General features: G+C 54.2%; 18 protein-coding genes, 1 tRNA gene and 1 other RNA gene. 13 read left to right on the forward strand and 7 right to left on the reverse strand.

Going from position 1 to position 20,784, the window contains the following annotated elements; genetic code table 11:
* Positions 1 to 6: 6 nt before the first annotated feature.
* From HZZ01_RS18765 to HZZ01_RS18790, 6 genes are all read right to left on the reverse strand, one after another.
* Positions 7 to 369, reverse strand: a complete 363-nt coding sequence (locus tag HZZ01_RS18765; RefSeq protein ID WP_013359626.1) for a YibL family ribosome-associated protein — start codon at positions 367 to 369, stop codon at positions 7 to 9.
* 103 nt (positions 370 to 472) lie between these two features.
* Positions 473 to 1,018 carry a mannitol operon repressor MtlR gene (mtlR, locus tag HZZ01_RS18770; RefSeq protein ID WP_133248908.1) on the reverse strand — a complete coding sequence of 182 codons (546 nt, stop codon included), beginning with the start codon at positions 1,016 to 1,018 and terminating at the stop codon, positions 473 to 475.
* A 64-nt stretch (positions 1,019 to 1,082) separates the two neighbouring features.
* Entirely contained in the window at positions 1,083 to 2,231 is a 1,149-nt protein-coding gene (mtlD, locus tag HZZ01_RS18775; protein ID WP_179898968.1) for a mannitol-1-phosphate 5-dehydrogenase, read from the reverse strand.
* Between the two features lie 96 nt (positions 2,232 to 2,327).
* A complete protein-coding gene (locus tag HZZ01_RS18780; RefSeq protein ID WP_179898969.1) occupies positions 2,328 to 4,262 on the reverse strand; it encodes a PTS mannitol transporter subunit IICBA in 1,935 nt (644 codons plus the stop codon).
* A 431-nt stretch (positions 4,263 to 4,693) separates the two neighbouring features.
* The gene (locus HZZ01_RS18785; RefSeq protein ID WP_179898970.1) at positions 4,694 to 5,410 is read right to left on the reverse strand and encodes a DUF3053 domain-containing protein; all 717 of its coding nucleotides are present in this window, start codon (positions 5,408 to 5,410) and stop codon (positions 4,694 to 4,696) included.
* A gap of 203 nt (positions 5,411 to 5,613) precedes the next feature.
* On the reverse strand, positions 5,614 to 7,212 hold the full coding sequence (locus HZZ01_RS18790; protein WP_179898971.1) for a gamma-glutamyltransferase family protein: 1,599 nt from the start codon (positions 7,210 to 7,212) through the stop codon (positions 5,614 to 5,616).
* Positions 7,213 to 7,946: 734 nt separating this feature from the next.
* Here HZZ01_RS18790 and HZZ01_RS18795 point away from each other — a divergent pair.
* Complete coding sequence (locus HZZ01_RS18795; RefSeq protein WP_003848045.1) at positions 7,947 to 8,243, forward strand: HTH-type transcriptional regulator; 297 nt, start codon at positions 7,947 to 7,949, stop codon at positions 8,241 to 8,243.
* A gap of 38 nt (positions 8,244 to 8,281) precedes the next feature.
* Here the strand turns inward: HZZ01_RS18795 and HZZ01_RS18800 are convergent, their stop codons facing one another.
* Positions 8,282 to 8,878, reverse strand: a complete 597-nt coding sequence (locus HZZ01_RS18800; RefSeq protein ID WP_179898972.1) for an HD domain-containing protein — start codon at positions 8,876 to 8,878, stop codon at positions 8,282 to 8,284.
* A 63-nt stretch (positions 8,879 to 8,941) separates the two neighbouring features.
* Here HZZ01_RS18800 and HZZ01_RS18805 point away from each other — a divergent pair, with 63 nt between their 5' ends.
* The 12 genes from HZZ01_RS18805 to bcsQ all read left to right on the forward strand — a co-directional run bounded on the left by HZZ01_RS18805 (position 8,942) and on the right by bcsQ (position 20,778).
* Positions 8,942 to 9,406, forward strand: coding sequence for a MarR family winged helix-turn-helix transcriptional regulator (locus tag HZZ01_RS18805; RefSeq protein ID WP_179898973.1), 465 nt, complete (start codon positions 8,942 to 8,944; stop codon positions 9,404 to 9,406).
* Positions 9,407 to 9,501: 95 nt separating this feature from the next.
* Positions 9,502 to 9,930, forward strand: coding sequence for an organic hydroperoxide resistance protein (locus HZZ01_RS18810; protein ID WP_179898974.1), 429 nt, complete (start codon positions 9,502 to 9,504; stop codon positions 9,928 to 9,930).
* Positions 9,931 to 10,249: 319 nt separating this feature from the next.
* Entirely contained in the window at positions 10,250 to 11,941 is a 1,692-nt protein-coding gene (gene eptB / locus HZZ01_RS18815; protein ID WP_179898975.1) for a kdo(2)-lipid A phosphoethanolamine 7''-transferase, read from the forward strand.
* 125 nt (positions 11,942 to 12,066) lie between these two features.
* Positions 12,067 to 12,143 (forward strand) — tRNA-Pro (locus HZZ01_RS18820).
* A 34-nt stretch (positions 12,144 to 12,177) separates the two neighbouring features.
* Positions 12,178 to 12,307, forward strand: a non-coding RNA gene (locus HZZ01_RS18825) — RtT sRNA.
* A gap of 858 nt (positions 12,308 to 13,165) precedes the next feature.
* Positions 13,166 to 14,776: a dipeptide ABC transporter periplasmic-binding protein DppA gene (gene dppA / locus HZZ01_RS18830; protein WP_179898976.1), complete on the forward strand. Its 1,611-nt coding sequence runs from the start codon at positions 13,166 to 13,168 to the stop codon at positions 14,774 to 14,776.
* Positions 14,777 to 14,947: 171 nt separating this feature from the next.
* Entirely contained in the window at positions 14,948 to 15,967 is a 1,020-nt protein-coding gene (gene dppB / locus HZZ01_RS18835) for a dipeptide ABC transporter permease DppB (protein ID WP_136197060.1), read from the forward strand.
* A 9-nt stretch (positions 15,968 to 15,976) separates the two neighbouring features.
* Entirely contained in the window at positions 15,977 to 16,879 is a 903-nt protein-coding gene (gene dppC / locus HZZ01_RS18840; protein WP_013359639.1) for a dipeptide ABC transporter permease DppC, read from the forward strand.
* A gap of 12 nt (positions 16,880 to 16,891) precedes the next feature.
* A complete protein-coding gene (gene dppD, locus HZZ01_RS18845; protein WP_003851998.1) occupies positions 16,892 to 17,878 on the forward strand; it encodes a dipeptide ABC transporter ATP-binding protein in 987 nt (328 codons plus the stop codon).
* The gene (gene dppF / locus HZZ01_RS18850) at positions 17,868 to 18,890 is read left to right on the forward strand and encodes a dipeptide ABC transporter ATP-binding subunit DppF (protein WP_179898977.1); all 1,023 of its coding nucleotides are present in this window, start codon (positions 17,868 to 17,870) and stop codon (positions 18,888 to 18,890) included. The genes dppD and dppF overlap by 11 nt, the downstream gene beginning before the upstream one ends.
* A gap of 518 nt (positions 18,891 to 19,408) precedes the next feature.
* Positions 19,409 to 19,984 carry a cellulose biosynthesis protein BcsO gene (gene bcsO, locus HZZ01_RS18855; RefSeq protein WP_179898978.1) on the forward strand — a complete coding sequence of 192 codons (576 nt, stop codon included), beginning with the start codon at positions 19,409 to 19,411 and terminating at the stop codon, positions 19,982 to 19,984.
* The gene (gene bcsQ / locus HZZ01_RS18860) at positions 19,975 to 20,778 is read left to right on the forward strand and encodes a cellulose biosynthesis protein BcsQ (RefSeq protein ID WP_179898979.1); all 804 of its coding nucleotides are present in this window, start codon (positions 19,975 to 19,977) and stop codon (positions 20,776 to 20,778) included. The genes bcsO and bcsQ overlap by 10 nt, the downstream gene beginning before the upstream one ends.
* The last annotated feature ends 6 nt before the right edge of the window (positions 20,779 to 20,784 follow it).

Here is a 20,784-nt window from a genome sequence, read left to right on the forward strand (position 1 = left end):
ACCCCGTCAGAATGCGGTTTTAGCGAAGCCGGTCATCGCCTTCAGACCCATCTCACGTCCCAGCGCGGTCATTGGATGCACCACCACCAGGCCGCGCACGCTTTTCTTCAGCGCACCCAGATTTGCCTGCTCTTTCTTGGTAATTTCGCGGCTGAAGCCCATTTTTTGCAGCTTCTGCGCTTCAGCACTGAGTTTTTCAACCCGCTGACCGCGCAGACGCTCAATCTCAATGACCAGCGCTTCTTTCTCTTTCAGCAACGCGCCCAGTTTCTCGACATCACCCGATTCGAGTAACTGCGGCTCTTTGCGGTTCAAAGCGTCCAGCTTATCGCTGAGAAGTTTGATTTCGTTCTTTTCTTGCTCTTTCATGACAACAACTCGTTGAGGAAAACAGGGCAAGGATACACCAAATCTGGCGCATATTCCCGCTCAGGTTAAGACGAAAAAGGCGCCGTGATGGCGCCTGAAAGGATTAGCTGCCGGACTTTTTAAACGCCTGCTTCATACTGATGCGGGCAATCAGTTCGGTGAGTGACAGGACCATAGTGGATCGCACCATCTGCAGATAGCGCTGCTGCTGCATGCTGCGCAGCTCTGCATCTTCGGTGTGAAACACCGGCGCGGGCGGCCAGGCGGTGACACAGTGCAGCTCACCAAATGGACCAAGGATTTCATCGTCAGTAAAACGATAATCGCCGCTGTCGTGATTCAACTCTTCGCGCAGCGCCAGCAGCAGTTCACCATCTTCATATTCATGGCGACTGATGACGCCAAGTCCGTAAATGAGCTTCAGGCGAACCGACAGTTCGCCCAGAGGACCATTGCCCAGCAGCAGTGGCTCTACCGCATATTTGACCGCATAGTCATCTTTGCGGAACACCTGCAGCACCAGCAAATTGACGGCTTCAGCCAATAGCTCAACAGCGGCGATCAGAAAGCTTCTCACCGAACGACCGGCGTTCAGGCGCTCAAGCACCCGGTTCTCAAAAGCCTGCTTCTCTTCCATTATTGCCTGCATGGGTTTTATACCGCCGTTGGGCGCAGGCGAACTGCGCCCGGCTTGCGTCACTAACACGCGCGCATTATGCCATAGCGTGCCAGGCGCTCACCACAGAAGCCACGACTTCGCTGTCGGCATCCAGTCCTGAAATTTCAGCCAGCGTCGCCTGTGGGCCTTTTTCTGCCAGCAGCGCGGCCAGCTCCTGCGCCTGAGGGTCCTGATCGCTGTGATAGCGCATCGCGGCGGCAATACCCTGCACCAGGCTGGCGTGCGGTAAACCATATTCCAGCGTACCCAGCGTCGGCTTGATCAGGCGATCGCCTGCGCTGAGTTTACGCAGCGGCTGACGGCCTACGCGCTCAACATCATCTTTCAGGTACGGATTTTCAAAACGACCCAGAATCTTCTGGATGTAGGCCGCATGTTTATCCGCGTCAAAACCGTAACGCTTAATCAGCACCGCGCCGCTCTCTTCCATCGCGCCTTTCACGACGGCCCGGATTTTTTCGTCGAGGATAGCGTCACGAATAGTCTGATGACCGGCCAGCTGGCCGAGGTAGGCGGTAATGGCATGGCCGGTATTCAGGGTGAAGAGTTTACGCTCAACAAACGCCATCAGATTATCGGTCAGTTCCATGCCCGGAATGGTCGGCAGGTCGCCCTTAAACTGGGTTTTATCGACGATCCACTCGCTGAAAGTCTCAACAGTCACTTCCAGTGGATCGGTGCTGCCCGCGTCAGAAGGGGGCACGATGCGATCGACAGCGGAATCCACAAAGCCGACATGCTGTTCCAGCCAGGCGTGATAGTGCTCCGGCAGCGCCTTCAGCACATGCTGTTTTAGCTGGCTGGTGCCGCGCACCATATTCTCACAGGCAATGATATTTAACGGGCGGGTATTGCCGTTGTCGCTGCGTTTTGCCAGACCTTTTGCCACACTGCCGGCAATACGCTCCAGAATCTGCGGACCCACGGCGGTAGTGACCAGATCGACTTCAGAGACCAGAGTGATGATCTCATCGCCGGTGCTGTTGACCGCACTGACCCCTTTAACCATTTCCACTTTGGCCTGCTCGCCAACCACATGAACGGGATACTCATGACGCGCGTTCAGTGCATCCAGCACCGTCTGATTCACATCAGCAAAAACCAGTTCGATACCTGCATCAGCCAGTAATTTGCCGATAAAGCCGCGACCAATGTTTCCTGCTCCGAAATGTAACGCTTTCATAATTTTTGACCCATATCAAATGACGATGGGGCGGGCAAACCCGCCCCAGGAAATCGGGACGGGCATGACCGCCCCAGGGAAAATAATTGCTCTGAATTACGCGATCGCAGGCTTACCTGACAGCAGATCCAGAACTTCCTGCACGCTGGTGGTGTTCGCCAGCTTCTCAATCACGCTGTCATCATCCAGCGCATTGGTCAGGCTGGTGATCACCTGGATGTGCTCGTTGTTACGGGCAGCAATACCAATCACCAGGCGCGCGACATCGTCCGGCTCTTCGCCAAACAGAACACCTGCCGGATACTGACAGAACACCACGCCGGTTTTCAGCACGCGATCTTTTGCTTCGACGGTACCGTGCGGCACTGCAATCGACTCACCGAGGTAGGTTGGCGTCAGTTTTTCACGCGCCAGCATCGCTTCAACATATTCAGGCTCAACGTAACCGCCTTTCACCAGTTGCTCACCGGCAAAGCGAATCGCCTGTTCTTTGTTGCTGGCGGTCAGGCCGAGGAAGACGTTATCCGCACCCAGTTTGAACAGGTGCGCATTACCTTCGTCGTAGCTATCGGACAGGGCGGTATTCACCGTTGCGCGATGCACGTCACTGCGGTTAGCGGCGACCAGACGTTCGGTCAGCGTGCTGTAGAGTGCGCTGTCGAGGAAGTTGTTCAGCGAGATATGCTGCGCATGCGGGGCCTGACGAATGGCGCGTTCGGTCAGGTCACGGTGAGTAATGACCAGATCAACATCACCCGGCAGGGCATTGATCGCGGTATTCGTTACCGACACACTGCTGAGACCGGCATCCTGCACTTTCTTACGCAGCACGCCTGCACCCATTGCACTGGAACCCATACCGGCATCACAGGCGACGATGATTTTACGCACGTGGTGCAGTTCAACGCTCATGGCATCGCTGGCGATTGCTGCACCCGCCACGCCCTGACCTTTAGACTGCGCTTTCATCTCGTGCATGCGCTGAGTCGCGGCTTCGATATCGTCATCTTCTTTGACTTTGCTGGTTTTCAGCAGGATAGCGGACACGACAAAGGAGACAGCGAAAGCAGCGGCGATCGCGGCGATGTTCGCGAAGTAGGCACCCTTTGGTGTCATCGCCAGCACGGCCAGGATGGACCCCGGTGAGGCTGGTGAGACCAGGCCGCCGTTCAGTACGGTCAGCGTGAAGACGCCGGTCATACCGCCCAGGATTACCGCCAGCAGGAGGCGAGGAGCCATCAGCACATACGGGAAGTAGATCTCATGGATGCCGCCGAGGAAGTGGATAATTGCCGCACCACCCGCAGACTGTTTAGCACTGCCACGACCAAAGAACATGTAGGCCATCAGCACGCCCATACCCGGACCCGGGTTGGCTTCGATCAGGAAGAAGATTGACTTACCTGCTTCACTCGCCTGCTGAATACCCAGCGGTGAGAAGATGCCGTGGTTAATGGCGTTGTTCAGGAACAGGATTTTCGCCGGTTCGACAAAGATTGAGGTTAGCGGCAGCAGGTTGTTCTGCACCATCAAATTCACGCCTGCGGCGAGAATGTGTGACAGACCTTCAACCAGCGGACCGATCGCCAGGAACGCCAGCAGTGCCAGGATCATCCCGATAATACCGGCCGAGAAGTTGTTAACAAGCATCTCGAAGCCGCTTTTGACTTTGCCGTCAATCGCCCGGTCAAACGACTTTATTGCCCAGCCGCCCAGCGGACCAGCAATCATCGCGCCGAGGAACATCGGCATATCGGCACCGACAATCACACCCATGGTCGTAATTGCACCGACCACGCCACCGCGATCGCCGCCCACCAGACGCCCACCGGTGAAACCAATCAGCAGTGGCAGCAGGTAGGTGATCATTGGGCCAACCAGTTTGGCCAGCGTTTCGTTCGGGATCCAGCCAGTTGGAATAAACAGCGCGGTGATGATACCCCAGGCGATAAACGCCCCGATGTTTGGCATCACCATATTACTCAGAAAGCGACCAAAGCTCTGTACTTTGACCTTAACTGATGAGGACATAAACCCACCCCTTATTGAGACGCGCTTCAATAGGAGAGCGCGCTTGTTTTTGTTTAGCCACCCCGACGCATTGCCGGTGGTATTACTGTATGCACGCGGACTCTATCACGCGAATTTGACACTGCGTAGCGCACGGAATAAGTGTGATCTATATCACTCATTCAGGGTGGGGGCAGGGGTAGTTATCGTGACTGAGATCACACTTTTACAGGCGTAAGCGGTTGTTTTGCCGTTTTTTTAAGCAGGATGGGCGGTTGTCTGTGAGGTAGATCACACTGAGCTGTGGGGTATTTGTTATATAAATGTGACTTAGATCACAAACTATTTTTGGTCAAAAATGCGCCAGATCACACTTCATTCAGCGGGTGATGGGGGGAGCGAAAAAAGCAGAAGAGACGGGCAGACGATCAACGCCTGCCCGTAAAGCGAGTTTACTGCAGACCACCCTGAACGGCAGCCTGTGCCTGAGGAAGCGCCTGCGAATTGGCGGATAAGGTGCTCATCAGCGCGTTATATTGCGACGCCTGATCCTGAGTCGGGAACTGGACACCGCCATCATTGAAGCTGACACGGGTTCCCTGTGTTTGCAGGAAATCGCCAGCCTGCACCGCGCCCTGGCTTAGCGCCTGGAGTTTTGGCAGCAGCGGAATCAGCTGATTGGCGGGCACCGTTACCACTTTGTTGTAAGCGGTGTCGTAGACTTTTTTCAGGTCATCCGACTGCTTCAGGGCCGCTTTACTGCTGTCAGCCTGCATTTTTGCGCTTTCAATCTGCTGGGTGACGATCACCAGTGCGCTGTTAGCCTGCCGCAGGGAGTCACGACGAGTGAGGTAATCCTGCGGAACGCGAATGGCAGAAAGCTCATCCACCACCGGACGCATACCCTGTTCAACTGCTTTGTTCGCCTGCTGCGAGAAGCCATACATGATGGCGTAATCGCTGGCGAAGTTACCAAAGCTCTGCTTCTGATTTTCGCTGAGGCTGGGAAGATGTTCGCCGCTGCGCATCACGGTGTTCTGGAGAAAATCGATAAATGCTTTGCGCTGCTCGCCTTCTTTATCACCACATGCGGTGAGTTGCAGCACGATCAGCGCGCCAGCGAGCATAATACCGCCACGTGCCATAAGGCGTGTAAGTCCTGAAGCCATTGGGTCAACTCCTGTCGGTGAAACTGTCTGATGTCCAGGTAGGAATGGCCTAAAGAATAGAACAAACCGCCGTCACGGCACAATGTGAAACCACCTGTGAAACAGATGCTTTCTTCAACACCGGTTACACAATGGCATCGCCTGCGCGTTAAAGCACGTACCTGAACGTAACGTTTAACAGCCTGAGGCTCGCTGCCACACCCTTAAAACACCACCGCCTGACCATCTTTACGACTCTCGCTGGCTGCAATATAGAAACCCTGCGGATCGCGCACTATCGCCTGTGCGCCGCCAAAGTTGTAATTGCTCAGGGGATCTTCCAGTACCACGTTGTGACCCATGCGGCGCAGTGTGCTCAGGGTATTGCGATCGAGTGTGGATTCAAATACCACCTCGCGTCCCTGCACCACGCGCCAGCGCGGCGCATCAATCGCGGCCTGCGGATTCTGACGGTGCAGCATAATTCGCAGCGCCAGCTGGACATGTCCCTGCGCCTGCATCGGTCCGCCCATCACGCCAAACGCCATCAGCGGCTGGCCCTGTTCATCCCGCGCAAAGGCCGGGATGATGGTGTGGAAAGGGCGCTTACCGCCTGCCACGATGTTGGGATGTTCCGGATCGAGTGAAAAACCCGCGCCACGGTTCTGCAGGCTGATGCCGGTGTCGGGTACTACCACGCCGGAGCCAAATCCCATGTAATTAGACTGGATGAATGAGACCATCATACCGCTGGCATCGGCCGTCGCGACATACACTGTGCCGCTCTGCTGGGGTGATCCAAAGCGGAAATCTCCCGCCTTGTCCGGATCAATTAACGCTGCCCGCTGGCGGATATAGTCTTTACTCAGCAGTAACTCAGCCGGAAACCTGAGGTGATCTTCATCGGTGACGTGATGCTCCAGATCGACCAGCGCCAGTTTCATTGCCTCTATGGAGAGATGCAGCCACTGAGACGAATCGGGCGCATAGCGGTGAATCTCCCACTGTTCCAGAATGCCAAGCGCAATTAAGGTCGCAATGCCCTGACCGTTAGGCGGTAACTCCTGGACCGACCCCCCGGCAAAGGGATGTGACAGCAGGGTAACCCAGTCGGCGCGATGGTTTTTCAGATCCTCCAGCGTCAGCGCCGCGCCATGCTCACGGGCGAACGCCGTTATCTTCTCTGCCAGTGCGCCGCGATAAAAGCTTTCGCCCCGGGTCTCAGCGATCTCCTGCAGGGTGCGGGCCTGAGCCGGATTGCAGAACAGCTCGCCTGTGCAGGGTGGTCGCCCCTGCGGCGCAAAGCAGTCGATGAAGCCTGGCTGATCCCGCAGCTTGTCATAGCCGCGTTGCCAGAGCTGACCAATCAGTGGTGATACCGGAAAGCCGTCGCGCGCATACTCAATTGCCGGTTGCGCCAGCGTGGTCAGGGGTAAAGTTCCGAAGCGCTGCGCCAGTGTGACCCATGCCGAGACGGCCCCTGGCACGGTAACGGACTCCCAGCCGGTTTCAGGCATCGCACTCAAACCCGTGAAGCGCTCAGGATGCCAGGCGGCAGGCGAGCGGCCTGAGGCGTTTAATCCATGCAATTCGCTGCCGTCCCAGACAATGGCAAACGCATCGCTGCCGATGCCGTTTCCTGTTGGCTCCAGCACGGTTAAAGCGATGGCGGTGGCGATCGCCGCATCCACGGCGTTCCCGCCCTGCTGCAGCATCCGTAAACCCGCCTGTGCCGCCAGCGGTTGTGAGGTCGCGACGGCATTACGGCCCATCATCGGGACGCGATGAGAAGGGTAGCCAACGTTAAAATCTGTTTCTCGCATCGCTCTTCATCCTTTCAGGGGACAGGTGTCTTTTTGCCGGTTATCAGATTGCTATTATTTGGCCGCACTTTTAACGCGCATCAGCGCGATAAATAACAGGTTTCTGCACCGGTATGAGGCGTCAGCCGTTTCGTTAAGGTGATTGCTGATTTATCTGACCAAATAACGGCGTCCAGAATAAAAGAATTCCCCGCATTGCACTGTGAGCCGCAGCGCGCCAGGGCTCAGAGCCAAACCAGGACTATTCTTAAATTAATCAGAACTGTGAATATAAGTGTTCATGAAGTAAACCATTGGCGTATATTTTGCAATCACTACCTGAACAGGTGTAGTGCTCACAGAAATGAGAATCTGCCAGCAAAAAACTTGATGGCATCCACATAAATAGCAAACATCATTTGATTTTTTTGCCCGCTATGTAAGGACAAAAATCAACTGCCTCAGCAGGTTAGAGGTGCTGGAACCTTTCCGGCTAACGATAGTTAAAAAAATAATTATAAATTGCGCGGCAAATAGTCAGGTCTCTATCCATACTTAGTCTCCCGGCATTTGTTGCATTGAACTGACATCTTTAAAGCAATGCACCGCAGGCTGAGTCCCGTAATGGTTTTTCTCATAACAAAAACAAACCCTTGTGGGATCCAGCCTGAACAGGCCCGGTTTCAGAGTCCTGACTTCAGGCTCGTACCTCTCTACTTTCACGTGCTTCATAGCGAGTTTTTAAGGAGTTCTCTATGGAATTAAAAGACCCGATGTTTGAATTGCTCAGCAGCCTTGAGCAGATTGTTTTGACACGTGATGATCGCGCCGCCGAGTTACTTATTCAGCGTCAGCAACCCGCCCAGCCAGAGCCGCAGCGTCTGCGTGAGATGACAGGCATGCAGGTTGATGAGTTTGCAAAAGTAATGGGCGTGAGCGTTTCTTCCGTGAAAAGCTGGGAAGCCCGGCGTACCCGTCCTTCCGCGACGGCGCAGAAACTGATGAAGTTATTACAGGCGAACCCTTATCTGGGACGCCAGTTGCTTGAGTAACCAGACATCCCGAAAAGAACCCGCCATTGGCGGGTTTTTTATGCGTGTCTTTCGCTGTATTTAGCGGCCTGTTTGACAAACCAGCTCTCCGGCACGCTGTAGGGCGGCTCCCGCAGCTGAGCAAGCCCGCTTTCAATGATTGTCGAAGCCTGCTGCCACAACTGTGCATCGCCCTGCTTCAGCAACTCAATCTGTATCTGCTTTTCCACCAGATAAACCCGCGCAAAGTCAGGATCAAAACGCACAATCGCGCGGGTGTTGTCGATGATGTCCGCCAGTTTGATGGTCTGGGCCTCAGGACTGGCGCTGGCCGTATGGCGGAAGTGCGCCAGTTTACGGGCCGCCCGATTTTTTGCCGCTGCGGGTGTGCTGTCGGTCAGCATCTCTACCAGGCTGGCCACGCGCGCGCCAAAGTGGGCTTCGATATCATGCCGGGTAGTCGAGGTATCTTCTACGGTATCATGCAGCCAGGCTGCCGCTAATAATGCATCGTCATGGCTGACGCTGCGCACCAGTTCCACCACTGCTGCCGGATGAACAATATAAGGCTCATCGGTATATTTGCGGCGCTGTCCGGCACTGGCATGTGCCTCGGTGGCGAAGCGACGCGCCTGTTCTTCCAGTGAATCCTGCATGCTTTTCTCCCCTGACTAAAAGTTTGCTTGCAATTATCTAGCGCGCTATCTATATTAACTCCTATGAACTCTGATCAAGATGACAAAAAAGTGAAACCGATGCCACTGTTGGTCGATCAGCAACTCTGCTTTGCGCTTTATTCTGCCAATCTGGCGATGAATAAAGTCTATCGCCAGTTGCTGAGCCAGCTCGACATTACCTATCCGCAATATCTGGTGATGCTGGTGTTGTGGCAGAAGGATGATGTTACGGTGTCAGAGATTGGCGAGCAGCTTTTTTTAGACTCTGCCACATTAACGCCACTGCTGAAGCGGCTGGAAAGCGCAGGTCTGATTAACCGACAGCGGACCCGTCAGGATGAACGTCAGGTCGCTGTGACGCTGACTGACTCTGGCCGTGCGCTGCGCGTTAAGGCCGAAGCGATTCCTGAAGCGGTTAAATGTGCTACAGCCTGTGACGATGACGCCCTGCTGGCACTAAAATTACAGCTGGATGGGTTGCGGGATAACCTGAATCAGTCACGATAAATATTGCTGACGGGTGCGCTGCACCCGTTGATCCTCACCGCCTGATTACGTTTAAATAAGTAGCGGGCGATTAAATAGCGTAACGGAGAAATGTCATGTCTTTAGAACAAGTGGTTTACCGCGCCAAAGCCAAAGCAACCGGTGGTCGTGATGGCCGTGCAACCTCTTCTGACGGTGTACTGGACGTGAAACTGGGCGTGCCAAAAGAGATGGGCGGTGCAGGCGGCGAAGTGACTAACCCTGAGCAGCTGTTTGCTGCGGGCTACTCTGCCTGCTTCATCGGTGCGATGAAGTTTGTTGCCGGCCGCGACAAAATTGCTATGCCGAAAGACGCCTGGATCGAAGGCGAAGTGGGTATCGGCCCGATCCCTGATGGTTTTGGTATCGAAGCGACGCTGAACATTCATCTGCCAGGAATGGACGAAGCCGACGCGCAGAAGCTGGTTGATGCGGCGCATATCGTGTGTCCTTACTCAAACGCGACCCGCAACAACATCGACGTCACGCTGAACATCATTCGTTAAGTATGCTGCGGGCCTGAAATCATCAGGCCCGCACTTTTGCCTGTTATTAAATCTTTTCACTCCCGCCTCACTGCGTCAGCATGTCCGGTCATACTTCCCGCTACGTACAAAAAATGTGCTAATCAGATCGACAACGATTATTATCTGGTCTATGAAACCCACCCATGTTTTACTGAGCCACCTCGCGTTATAGCCTGTAAATCCGTTCAGAATTTTCCTTCATCTTGTCCGGTCCGCTTATTCAGCGAACTCTGCCGCGTTTCGGCAGTCACATAAAAGATTTGGTCAAGCGCTTCACACCGGAGAAACACCTTTTTTCATGAATTACATTAAAACCCTGACTCAGCAAAAGTTATCGCTATTGCTGGCGCTCTATCTCGGTATCTTACTGAATTTACCGATTTTCTATCGTCGATTCGATGGTTTTCTTAAGCACTCTACGATAACGAACTGGCTGACTGCCGTGACGGAAGTGGTAGCCATTGTGCTGCTGACTTTCTTCCTGATGCGGCTGCTGTCGCTGGGTGGAAAGTGGTTTTATCGCGTGCTGGCCACACTGATAGTGCTTATTTCTGTTGCTGCTGCCTATTACATGGCGTTTTTTAACGTCGTGATTGGCTACGGCATTGTTGCTTCGGTAATGACCACCGACACTGATCTCTCTAAAGAAGTGATTGGCTACCATTTTATTCTGTGGATGGTGCTGGTCAGCGCGCTGCCGCTACTGATGATCTGGTATAATAAGCTGAGCATGACGCTGAATGAACAGTTGCGTACGCCGGGACAGCGTCTCAAGCCAACCGTGATCATGCTGCTTTGCGTGGCGCTGGTCTGGCTGCCGATTCGTTTTCTGGACAAGCTGCAGAAGCATAATGAAGAGATCACCAACATTGATCTGCCGAGCTATGGCGGTGTGGTGGCACACTCTTATCTGCCTTCGAACTGGCTGGCGGCTGTGGGCCTGTTTGCCTGGACTCGCATGGATGAGTCGCTGAATAGCGAGGAACTGCTGGATCCGGCGAAGAAGTTTACCTACGTTGCCCCTGCCGGACTGGACGACACCTATGTGGTGTTTGTGATTGGCGAGACCACCCGCTGGGATCACATGGGGATGCTCGGCTACGAGCGTGATACAACGCCAAAGCTGTCGAAAGAGAAGAACCTGGTGGCGTTCCGGGGCGAGTCCTGTGATACCGCGACCAAGCTGTCGCTGCGTTGCATGTTCGTGCGCGAAGGCGGCACCATGGATAACCCTGGCCGCACGCTGAAAGAGCAGAACGTGTTTGCGGTGATGAGAGAGCTGGGCTTCACCTCTGAGCTGTTTGCGATGCAGAGCGAAGTCTGGTTCTACGACAACATCAATGCCAACAACTTTGCCTTCCGTGAGCAGATTGGTTCAGAGAAGCGTAATCAGGGCAAATCGGTGGATGACATGCTGCTGGTGCCAGAGATGAAAGCGTCACTGGATCGTTTTCCGAAAGGTAAACACCTGATCGTGTTGCACACCAAAGGGTCGCACTACCTCTACTCACAGCGTTATCCGCGCAGCTTCGCGAAGTATCAGCCGGAGTGTATGGGCGTCGATGAGACCTGCAGTAAAGCGCAGTTGATCAACGCTTATGACAACTCGGTGCTGTATGTCGATAGTATGCTGGATAGCGTACTGGATCAGCTGCGTGATAAAAAGGCGATCGTTTTCTATGCCGCCGACCACGGTGAGTCGATTAGTGAGAATATGCACCTGCACGGCACGCCGCGTGAGATGGCTCCGCCTGAGCAGTTCCGCGTACCGATGATGGTCTGGGCGTCAGATAAGTATCTGGAAGACAGTCAGAACCGCAGCAACTTTGAGCGTCTGCAGGCACAGCAGCGTGTAGGCCGGACTCATCGCCACGTTGAGTTGTACGATACCATTCTGGGCTGTCTGGGTTATACCTCGCCAGATGGCGGCATTAACCCGGCCAATAACTGGTGTCAGGCACCCGCTAAAGACCAGGCTAAAGCGCTGTAATAGTGAGCAAAAAGGGCAGGGCAGGCGGTTAATTTCCGGTAACCGCATGCTTTCCAGGCGATTGAGGGCAAAAACATAAAAAGCGGTTGACGCTGATCGGGGGTAGCAGTAACATGCGCCCCCATCGGCGAGTAGCGCAGCTTGGTAGCGCAACTGGTTTGGGACCAGTGGGTCGGAGGTTCGAATCCTCTCTCGCCGACCATATTTAAGAAACCTGTCTGAAAAGACAGGTTTTTTTTCGTCTGTAGAAAAAGAGGATGAGAACCGACAGAGGAGGTTTGAGCCGAGCGCAGCGAGACAACGTTGCTTCAGCAACGGCCCGAAGGGCGCTGCTCGAAGAGCAGGGTAATCCTCTCTCGCCGACCATATTTAAGAAACCTGTCTGAAAAGACAGGTTTTTTTTCGTCTGAAGAAAAGTGATTTGCAGGCAAAGAATTAGCGCTGTTCAAGCTTCAGGGAGCATACGCCTGCAGCAAAGCATCACGGGCCAGGGATGAGCCGCGCCGAGCATGGCAGGGAGGGTTTAAGCGCCTTTCCGATCTGTTCGTGTTCCCAAAGCAATCTCCATCTTAATGCCACTCTCGCTTGCCATCTTTTGTTGCCCGCCCCGATACCTTCCAGAAAGTTCCAGTAAATTCCATTCGTCGTACATTTCGCTTACTCCCGTGATTATCACTGCGTTTACGCCGTCAGGCCTTGCCACAGAAGAGATGCGATCATAATTCGCGACACATTCTTCTTATGACCGAAAGCGGCAACATGCTGATTTCTTATGCTTCTTTGCCAGCATATTCCTCTGGGTGAACGTCATAACGCACGGTGAATCGTTCAGTTATTCAACATTTGCCGGTAAAAGCTTTAAGTTTTTTAGCGGTGAGAATCACTAGTGATAGAACGGCAATCCAGCATAATCCACGGAATTCAGGCCAGTGGCGCTGTGCATTGTATGGCTTTTGAGCTGAAAGAGTTTTTATTACCGTTGCATGCTATCCCTCACACTCTGTGTAAATAACTAACAGTTGTATTGACGTTCTTTGCAACTGTTGACAAATTGATGCGTCAATAAACACGCAGTTACGGAATTTTCTGAATGCATCATCTGCATCGGGAAAAACAAAAAAACGTCGCGCGTGTTAACCACCTGTTCGGTGGTACGCCTGAACCGCATAAAAAAATCAGAGGTCAGGCAATACACACAACATCACATCACAATGGAGCAAAAGCATGATCAACTCCCTGGCTAAATCCGGGATGCTGAAGGTCGGTCTGAGCCTGATTGCTATGACTGTCGCCGCCGGTGTTCAGGCAAAAACCCTCGTTTACTGTTCTGAAGGTTCTCCGGAAGGCTTCAACCCGCAGTTGTTCACCTCGGGCACCACCTACGATGCCAGCTCACGTCAGATCTACAACCGACTGGTTGAGTTCACTATCGGCACCACCGAACTGCACGCTGCACTGGCAGAGAAGTGGGATGTCAGTGAAGACGGTAAGACCTACACCTTCCACCTGCGTAAAGGCGTGAAGTGGCAGACCACCAAAGATTTCAAACCGACGCGCGACTTCAACGCGGATGATGTGGTGTTTACCTTTGAGCGCCAGCTGGATAAAAACAACGCCTATCATGGCGTCTCCGGCGGCAGCTATGAATATTTCGAAGGCATGGACATGCCTAAGCTGATCAGCAAAATTGAGAAAGTGGACGACAACACCGTTCGCTTCGTGCTGACCCGTCCTGAATCGCCGTTCCTCGCCGACCTCGGCATGGATTTCGCCTCGATTCTGTCGAAAGAGTACGCAGACAACATGCTGAAAGCGGGCACCCCGCAAAACGTCGACCTGAACCCGGTCGGTACGGGCCCGTTCCAGCTGCTGCAATACCAGAAAGATTCGCGCATCCTTTACAAAGCTAACCCGAATTACTGGGGCACCAAACCAAAAATCGATCGCTTAGTCTTCTCCATCACCCCGGACGCGTCGGTGCGTTACGCCAAGCTGCAGAAGGGCGAATGTCAGGTAATGCCGTATCCAAACCCGGCTGACATCGCGCGTATGAAGCAGGACAAAAATATCAACCTGTATGAGCAGGCTGGCCTGAACGTCGGCTATCTGTCGTACAACGTTGAGAAAAAACCGCTGGATAACCTGAAAGTGCGTCAGGCACTGACCATGGCGGTCAACAAAAAGGCAATTATCGAAGCCGTTTATCAGGGTGCAGGTCAGCCTGCTAAAAACCTGATCCCACCAACGATGTGGGGCTATAACGACGAAGTGAAAGACTACGCTTACGATCCTGAGAAAGCCAAAGCGCTGCTGAAAGAAGCGGGCATGGCGGAAGGTTTCTCAATCGATCTGTGGGCGATGCCGGTTCAGCGTCCTTACAACCCGAATGCACGCCGCATGGCTGAGATGATCCAGAGCGACTGGGCGAAGATTGGCGTGAAAGCCAAAATCGTGACCTACGAGTGGGGCGAATATCTGAAGCGCGCCAAAGCAGGCGAGCACCAGACCGTCATGATGGGCTGGACCGGCGACAATGGGGATCCGGATAACTTCCTGGCCACCCTGTTCAGCTGTTCAGCGGCTAAAGATGGCTCTAACTACTCACGCTGGTGTGATAAATCCTTCGAGGACCAGATCCAGCCAGCACGTGCTACTGCCGATCAGGCGAAGCGCATTGAGTACTACAAACAGGCACAGGTTGTAATGCATGACCAGGTACCGGCGCTGATGATCGCGCACTCAACGGTATACGAACCGGTCAGCAAGAAAGTCTCCGGGTATAAAGTCGATCCGCTGGGCGGACACTACTTTGCTCAGGTAGACATTAAAGAATAATTGTCGCCTTTTCCGGGGCGGCTGCGCGTCGCCCCGGCTTTTTCTCCCTGTTTTACTGGAAACGGTAGAGGCGCGGCCTGTCTGCGTCGCGGTCGGGCCTACCCGATCGTCAGATGTAAGCAATAACTACCCTCGCGGCGACGGTCGCGCGGACAAGAGAGAACCCGGATTATGCTGCAGTTCATACTCCGACGTCTGGGCCTTGTCATCCCAACGTTTATCGGCATTACATTACTCACCTTCGCATTTGTTCACATGATTCCCGGCGATCCGGTACTGATCATGGCGGGCGAACGCGGTATTTCTCCTGAACGCCATGCACAGTTAATGGCGCTGTTAGGTCTGGATCAGCCGCTGTGGAAACAGTACCTGCACTATATTAACGGCGTATTACATGGCGACCTGGGCATTTCACTCAAGAGTCGCATCCCGGTGTGGGATGAGTTTGTTCCGCGTTTCAAAGCGACGCTGGAACTCGGCATCTGCGCCATGATTTTTGCCGTCGCCATTGGCATCCCGGTTGGGGTTCTGGCGGCGGTGAAGCGCGGGTCAATTTTCGATCACACCGCTGTGGGTATCTCGCTGACCGGCTACTCCATGCCGATCTTCTGGTGGGGCATCATGCTGATTATGCTGGTCTCGGTTCAGTTCAACCTGACACCGGTTTCCGGGCGGGTCGGCGACACCGTCTTCCTGGATGACACCATGCCGCTGACCGGCTTTATGCTGATCGACACCTTCTTCTGGGGTGAGCCGGGCGACTTCCACGATGCGGTGATGCACATGATTCTGCCTGCCATCGTGCTAGGCACCATTCCGCTGGCGGTGATTGTGCGTATGACGCGATCGGCGATGCTCGAAGTACTGGGTGAAGATTACATCCGTACGGCGCGCGCCAAAGGCCTGACGCGGATGCGCGTCATCGTCGTGCATGCGTTGCGAAACGCCATGCTGCCGGTGGTGACGGTGATCGGCCTGCAGGTCGGCACGTTGCTGGCTGGAGCGATTCTGACCGAAACCATCTTCTCGTGGCCGGGTCTGGGCCGCTGGCTGATTGAAGCGTTGCAGCGCCGTGACTATCCGGTGGTGCAGGGCGGGGTGCTGCTGACAGCAGTACTGATTATTGTGGTCAACCTGCTGGTTGATCTGCTGTATGGCGTGGTTAACCCGCGCATACGTCACAAGAAATAAGGGGGCATCATGTCTGTTGTTGATCCCGGCAGCGTTACCGTTGCACCCAAGCCGATGACCCCGTTTCAGGAATTCTGGCACTACTTCAAACGTAACAAAGGCGCCGTCGTGGGCCTGGTCTACATCATCATTGTGTTGCTGTGCGCCATTTTTGCCGATGTGCTGGCCCCGCATGCACCTGCTGAGCAGTTCCGCGATGCGCTGCTGCATCCGCCGGTCTGGCAGGAAGGCGGTAACTGGAGCTACATTCTGGGCACCGACGACGTGGGCCGCGATGTGCTGTCGCGTCTGATGTACGGTGCGCGCCTGTCGCTGCTGGTGGGTTGTCTGGTGGTGGTGCTGTCACTGATTTTCGGCGTGATATTTGGCCTGCTGGCCGGTTATCTCGGCGGCGTGGTCGATGCCATCATCATGCGTGTGGTCGACATCATGCTGGCGCTGCCAAGTCTGCTGCTGGCGCTGGTGCTGGTTGCTATCTTTGGCCCCTCGATCGTTAACGCCTCCATTGCGCTGACCTTTGTGGCACTGCCGCACTATATCCGTCTGACACGCGCGGCGGTGCTGGTGGAAGTGAACCGCGACTATGTGACCGCGTCCGGCGTGGCTGGCGCCGGTATGCTGCGCCAGATGTTCGTGAATATTCTGCCTAACTGCCTTGCACCGCTGATCGTGCAGGCGTCATTAGGTTTCTCCAATGCCATTCTCGATATGGCGGCGTTGGGCTTTCTCGGTATGGGTGCGCAACCGCCAACGCCGGAGTGGGGCACCATGCTCTCCGACGTTCTGCAGTATGCGCAAAGTGCCTGGTGGGTGGTGACCTTCCCTGGATTGGTCATTCTGCTTACCGTGCTGGCATTTAACCTCATGGGCGATGGTTTGCGTGATGCCCTCGACCCGAAACTCAAGCAGTAAAGAGGCACCGAGATGGCGTTATTAAATGTAGACAAACTATCGGTGCATTTCGGCGACGATAAAGCACCGTTCCGTGCGGTTGACCGCATCAGTTATCAGGTTGAGCAGGGCCAGGTTGTCGGTATTGTGGGCGAGTCCGGATCCGGTAAATCAGTGAGTTCACTGGCAATCATGGGCCTGATCGATTTCCCCGGCAAAGTGATGGCTGAAAAGCTGGAGTTTAACCAGCGCGACCTGCAACACATCTCCGAACGCGAGCGCCGCCAGCTGGTGGGCGCTGAAGTGGCGATGATTTTTCAGGACCCGATGACCAGCCTGAATCCCTGCTACACCGTGGGTTTCCAGATCATGGAAGCGATCAAGGTGCATCAGGGCGGCAATAAACGCACCCGGCGTCAGCGGGCAATCGATCTACTGAATCAGGTCGGTATTCCTGATCCTGCGTCACGTCTTGATGTCTATCCGCACCAGCTGTCGGGCGGCATGAGCCAGCGAGTGATGATTGCGATGGCAATCGCCTGCCGGCCAAAGCTGCTGATCGCCGATGAGCCAACGACGGCACTCGACGTGACTATCCAGGCGCAGATCATCGAACTGCTGCTGGAGTTACAGCGGCAGGAGAACATGGCGCTGATCCTGATTACGCACGATCTGGCGTTAGTGGCAGAGGCGGCGCACCACATTATCGTGATGTATGCCGGTCAGGTAGTGGAGAGCGGCAAAGCGACCGATATCTTTAAAGCGCCGCGCCATCCCTATACGCAGGCGTTGCTGCGCGCGCTGCCGGAGTTTGCGGCGGATAAAGCCCGTCTGGCTTCACTGCCGGGCGTGGTGCCGGGCAAGTATGATCGCCCGGTTGGCTGTCTGCTAAATCCACGCTGTCCTTATGCAACTGACCTTTGTCGTCAGGAAGAACCCGAACTGCGCACTATTCCAGGACGCCAGTCCAAGTGTCACTATCCGCTGGACGATGCCGGGAGACCCACTTATGAGTCATGAAATCAAGAAAGATCAGTTCCTGTTACAGGCGATTGATCTGAAGAAGCACTACCCGGTGAAAAAGGGGCTGTTTGGTCAGGAACGTCTGGTCAAAGCGCTGGATGGCGTCTCTTTTGATCTGGAACGCGGCAAAACGCTGGCGGTCGTTGGCGAGTCAGGCTGTGGTAAATCTACGCTGGGTCGCCTGCTGACCATGATTGAAACCCCGACCGAAGGGCAGCTCTACTGGCATGGCCAGGATCTGCTGAAACACGATCCCCAGGCGCAGAAGCTGCGTCGCCAGAAAATCCAGATCGTGTTCCAGAACCCGTATGGCTCACTCAATCCGCGTAAAAAAGTGAGCCAGATTCTGGAAGAGCCACTGGTGATCAATACCCAGCTGACCCGCGCGGAACGCCGGGAGAAGACGCTGGAGATGATGGCGAAAGTCGGCCTGAAAACTGAGCATTACGACCGCTATCCGCACATGTTCTCAGGCGGCCAGCGTCAGCGTATCGCTATCGCGCGTGGGCTGATGCTCGATCCGGACGTACTGATAGCCGATGAGCCTGTTTCAGCGCTCGACGTGTCGGTGCGTGCTCAGGTGCTGAACCTGATGATGGATCTGCAGCAGGATATGGGACTTTCATACGTCTTTATCTCGCATGATTTGTCGGTGGTGGAACACATTGCCGATGAGGTGATGGTGATGTACCTCGGCCGTTGTGTCGAGAAGGGCAGCAAAGAGGCGATTTTCGCCAATCCGCGTCATCCTTATACGCAGGCTTTACTGTCAGCGACGCCGCGTCTTAATCCTGATGACCGTCGCGAGCGCATTAAGCTGACCGGCGAGCTGCCCAGTCCGCTCAATCCGCCACCGGGCTGCGCCTTTAATGCGCGCTGCCACCGGCGTTTTAGCACCTGCGTGCAGTTGCAGCCGAAGCTGAAAAACTACGGCGGGCAGCAAATTGCCTGTTTCGCGGTTGATCAGGATGAGAATCAGCCAGTCGGTGTGGCAGAAAAAGTCAGCTAAGCAATCACCTGACCCCCAGCTCAGGGCTCCTTTCTGGAGCCTTTTTTTATCTCAATTCAGCTGCAACCCGCACTGCTGGCGGGTCAGTCATCGTTTTCGTGTTATTCCCCATTTTCTTTCGTTATCAGGCTTAACCTGTTTTTTTGCAGGCGATATTTGCTGCTGAAAAAGTTAAATATCATCCCGCTCTTATTGCAGTGTTAAGCGATTATCTCTGCGTGCAGCCGCTTTATTTTTTCTGAACCCTTTTTATAGTCGCCGGACTGGCTGTACCAGGCGCTGCCAGAGCGGCATTTTCTGAAAAATTATTAAAACAGTGCTAACTAATTTAACTTAAACATCACTTATTAATTATAAGGGGTAATGTCTCAATACTGCCGTAATTATGCCCTTAATGAATCTTTATGATTAAGTTGTTTTATTGAATATGCTTTTTTTGTAATCAGATTTTTCTGACTCACATTAAGGGGATGTGCTATATTCCTGGAAAATTCGCCCCTTGTTGCAGGCCACGACCAATGAAGAATAATTACGATGATTTGCAGCGTTTTAAAGAGAAAACGCAAACGCTCGACATCGACTTTAAAGATATGTCTGGCCAGACGCAGGAAGCGGCGGAACACAGTAAATGGGCATTGATTCGCCAGCTGGCGAAAGAGGAACAACAGACGTCATTAGGTAGCGGGCAGCGCATTGACCTGCCGCAACCTCAGCCACTGCGCGGCGATGAGTTCACCTCTCCACCGCCTGAGGCACCGGCACGACACGTTACACTCAGTGTGCAACCGGCAATGGCTGCCCGCACGTCGATTCTCGATAGCCTGTCAGGCAGCAACCTGCCAGCAGCCAGTCCGGCTGAACGTGGCCCTTCGTCACTTTTTCCGCCGTCGCCACGACAAAACGTGGCGGCGCCTTCACCGCGTGCTGAGCCCGTCCGGCCCGCCACGGTGGCGGATCTCCAGCCGGTTATTCCGCCCACCGCATCCCATTCTGATCCAGGGCGGTTTGGTGCGCTGTTCCGTTCGCGCGATATGACTCTGCCGAAAGAAACCTTACTCAAACCGCTACTGGAGAAGATTGCGCTATGCCGTTAGTTTGTGTGTGCTCGCCGAAGGGAGGTGTGGGAAAAACCACGCTGGCGGCGAATCTGGCCTGGAGTCTGGCGCGTTCCGGTAGCAAAGTTCTGGCCATCGATTTTGATGTGCAAAATGCACTGCGTCTTCACTTTGGCGTGCCACTTCATGATGGCCGTGGATTTGTGGCGCGATCAGATGAGCAGGCGGACTGGAGTCAGTCGATTCTCACCACCGGCGGCAATATTTTTGTCCTGCCTTATGGCGACGTCACCGAGCCCCAACGTGAACGGTTCGAAGAAAACCTGATGAAAGATCCCCATTTTATTAAGCGCGGTCTGGATACGGTGCTCAATTATCCCGGCCTGGTGATTGTGGCTGATTTCCCGCCTGGCCCAGGCCCCGCCCTTAAAGCAATGACGGCGCTGGCCGATATGCATTTAGTGGTGATGTTAGCGGATACCGCGTCAGTGTCGTTATTACCGCAGATAGAAGAGAACCGGATGACCGGTAAACCGCTTAATAATAAGCAGGGTCACTTTTTTATCCTCAATCAGTGTGACAACCGCCGGAATATTAATCGCGATGTTACCGCGTTTATGCAGCAGCGTCTGGGCGATAACTTACTGGGCGTGGTTCACCGTGATGAAAGCGTGGGTGAAGCCAATGCTTCCCAGCAGTCTGTTTACGATTTCAGTCCTGCCTCTGCGGCGGCATTTGATATTGAACTGATCGCGAAGCGTGTCAGCAGCATTCTCAATATCACTGTGGGTAATGGCGAAGTTCAGGCCCCTATCCGCACACACCACTATTAGTCGGCA

It is taken from the genome of Pantoea sp. WMus005 (assembly GCF_013415305.1).
GTDB classification, from domain to species: Bacteria; Pseudomonadota; Gammaproteobacteria; order Enterobacterales; family Enterobacteriaceae; genus Pantoea; species Pantoea rara.

What these genes read in the sequence shown, in the direction of transcription:
- HZZ01_RS18765 (WP_013359626.1), bottom strand. Translation starts at nt 369, where the DNA reads ATGAAAGAGCAAGAAAAGAACGAAATCAAACTTCTCAGCGATAAGCTG.
- mtlR (WP_133248908.1), bottom strand. Translation starts at nt 1,018, where the DNA reads ATGCAGGCAATAATGGAAGAGAAGCAGGCTTTTGAGAACCGGGTGCTT.
- mtlD (WP_179898968.1), bottom strand. Translation starts at nt 2,231, where the DNA reads ATGAAAGCGTTACATTTCGGAGCAGGAAACATTGGTCGCGGCTTTATC.
- HZZ01_RS18780 (WP_179898969.1), bottom strand. Translation starts at nt 4,262, where the DNA reads ATGTCCTCATCAGTTAAGGTCAAAGTACAGAGCTTTGGTCGCTTTCTG.
- HZZ01_RS18785 (WP_179898970.1), bottom strand. Translation starts at nt 5,410, where the DNA reads ATGGCTTCAGGACTTACACGCCTTATGGCACGTGGCGGTATTATGCTC.
- HZZ01_RS18790 (WP_179898971.1), bottom strand. Translation starts at nt 7,212, where the DNA reads ATGCGAGAAACAGATTTTAACGTTGGCTACCCTTCTCATCGCGTCCCG.
- HZZ01_RS18795 (WP_003848045.1), top strand. Translation starts at nt 7,947, where the DNA reads ATGGAATTAAAAGACCCGATGTTTGAATTGCTCAGCAGCCTTGAGCAG.
- HZZ01_RS18800 (WP_179898972.1), bottom strand. Translation starts at nt 8,878, where the DNA reads ATGCAGGATTCACTGGAAGAACAGGCGCGTCGCTTCGCCACCGAGGCA.
- HZZ01_RS18805 (WP_179898973.1), top strand. Translation starts at nt 8,942, where the DNA reads ATGAACTCTGATCAAGATGACAAAAAAGTGAAACCGATGCCACTGTTG.
- HZZ01_RS18810 (WP_179898974.1), top strand. Translation starts at nt 9,502, where the DNA reads ATGTCTTTAGAACAAGTGGTTTACCGCGCCAAAGCCAAAGCAACCGGT.
- eptB (WP_179898975.1), top strand. Translation starts at nt 10,250, where the DNA reads ATGAATTACATTAAAACCCTGACTCAGCAAAAGTTATCGCTATTGCTG.
- dppA (WP_179898976.1), top strand. Translation starts at nt 13,166, where the DNA reads ATGATCAACTCCCTGGCTAAATCCGGGATGCTGAAGGTCGGTCTGAGC.
- dppB (WP_136197060.1), top strand. Translation starts at nt 14,948, where the DNA reads ATGCTGCAGTTCATACTCCGACGTCTGGGCCTTGTCATCCCAACGTTT.
- dppC (WP_013359639.1), top strand. Translation starts at nt 15,977, where the DNA reads ATGTCTGTTGTTGATCCCGGCAGCGTTACCGTTGCACCCAAGCCGATG.
- dppD (WP_003851998.1), top strand. Translation starts at nt 16,892, where the DNA reads ATGGCGTTATTAAATGTAGACAAACTATCGGTGCATTTCGGCGACGAT.
- dppF (WP_179898977.1), top strand. Translation starts at nt 17,868, where the DNA reads ATGAGTCATGAAATCAAGAAAGATCAGTTCCTGTTACAGGCGATTGAT.
- bcsO (WP_179898978.1), top strand. Translation starts at nt 19,409, where the DNA reads ATGAAGAATAATTACGATGATTTGCAGCGTTTTAAAGAGAAAACGCAA.
- bcsQ (WP_179898979.1), top strand. Translation starts at nt 19,975, where the DNA reads ATGCCGTTAGTTTGTGTGTGCTCGCCGAAGGGAGGTGTGGGAAAAACC.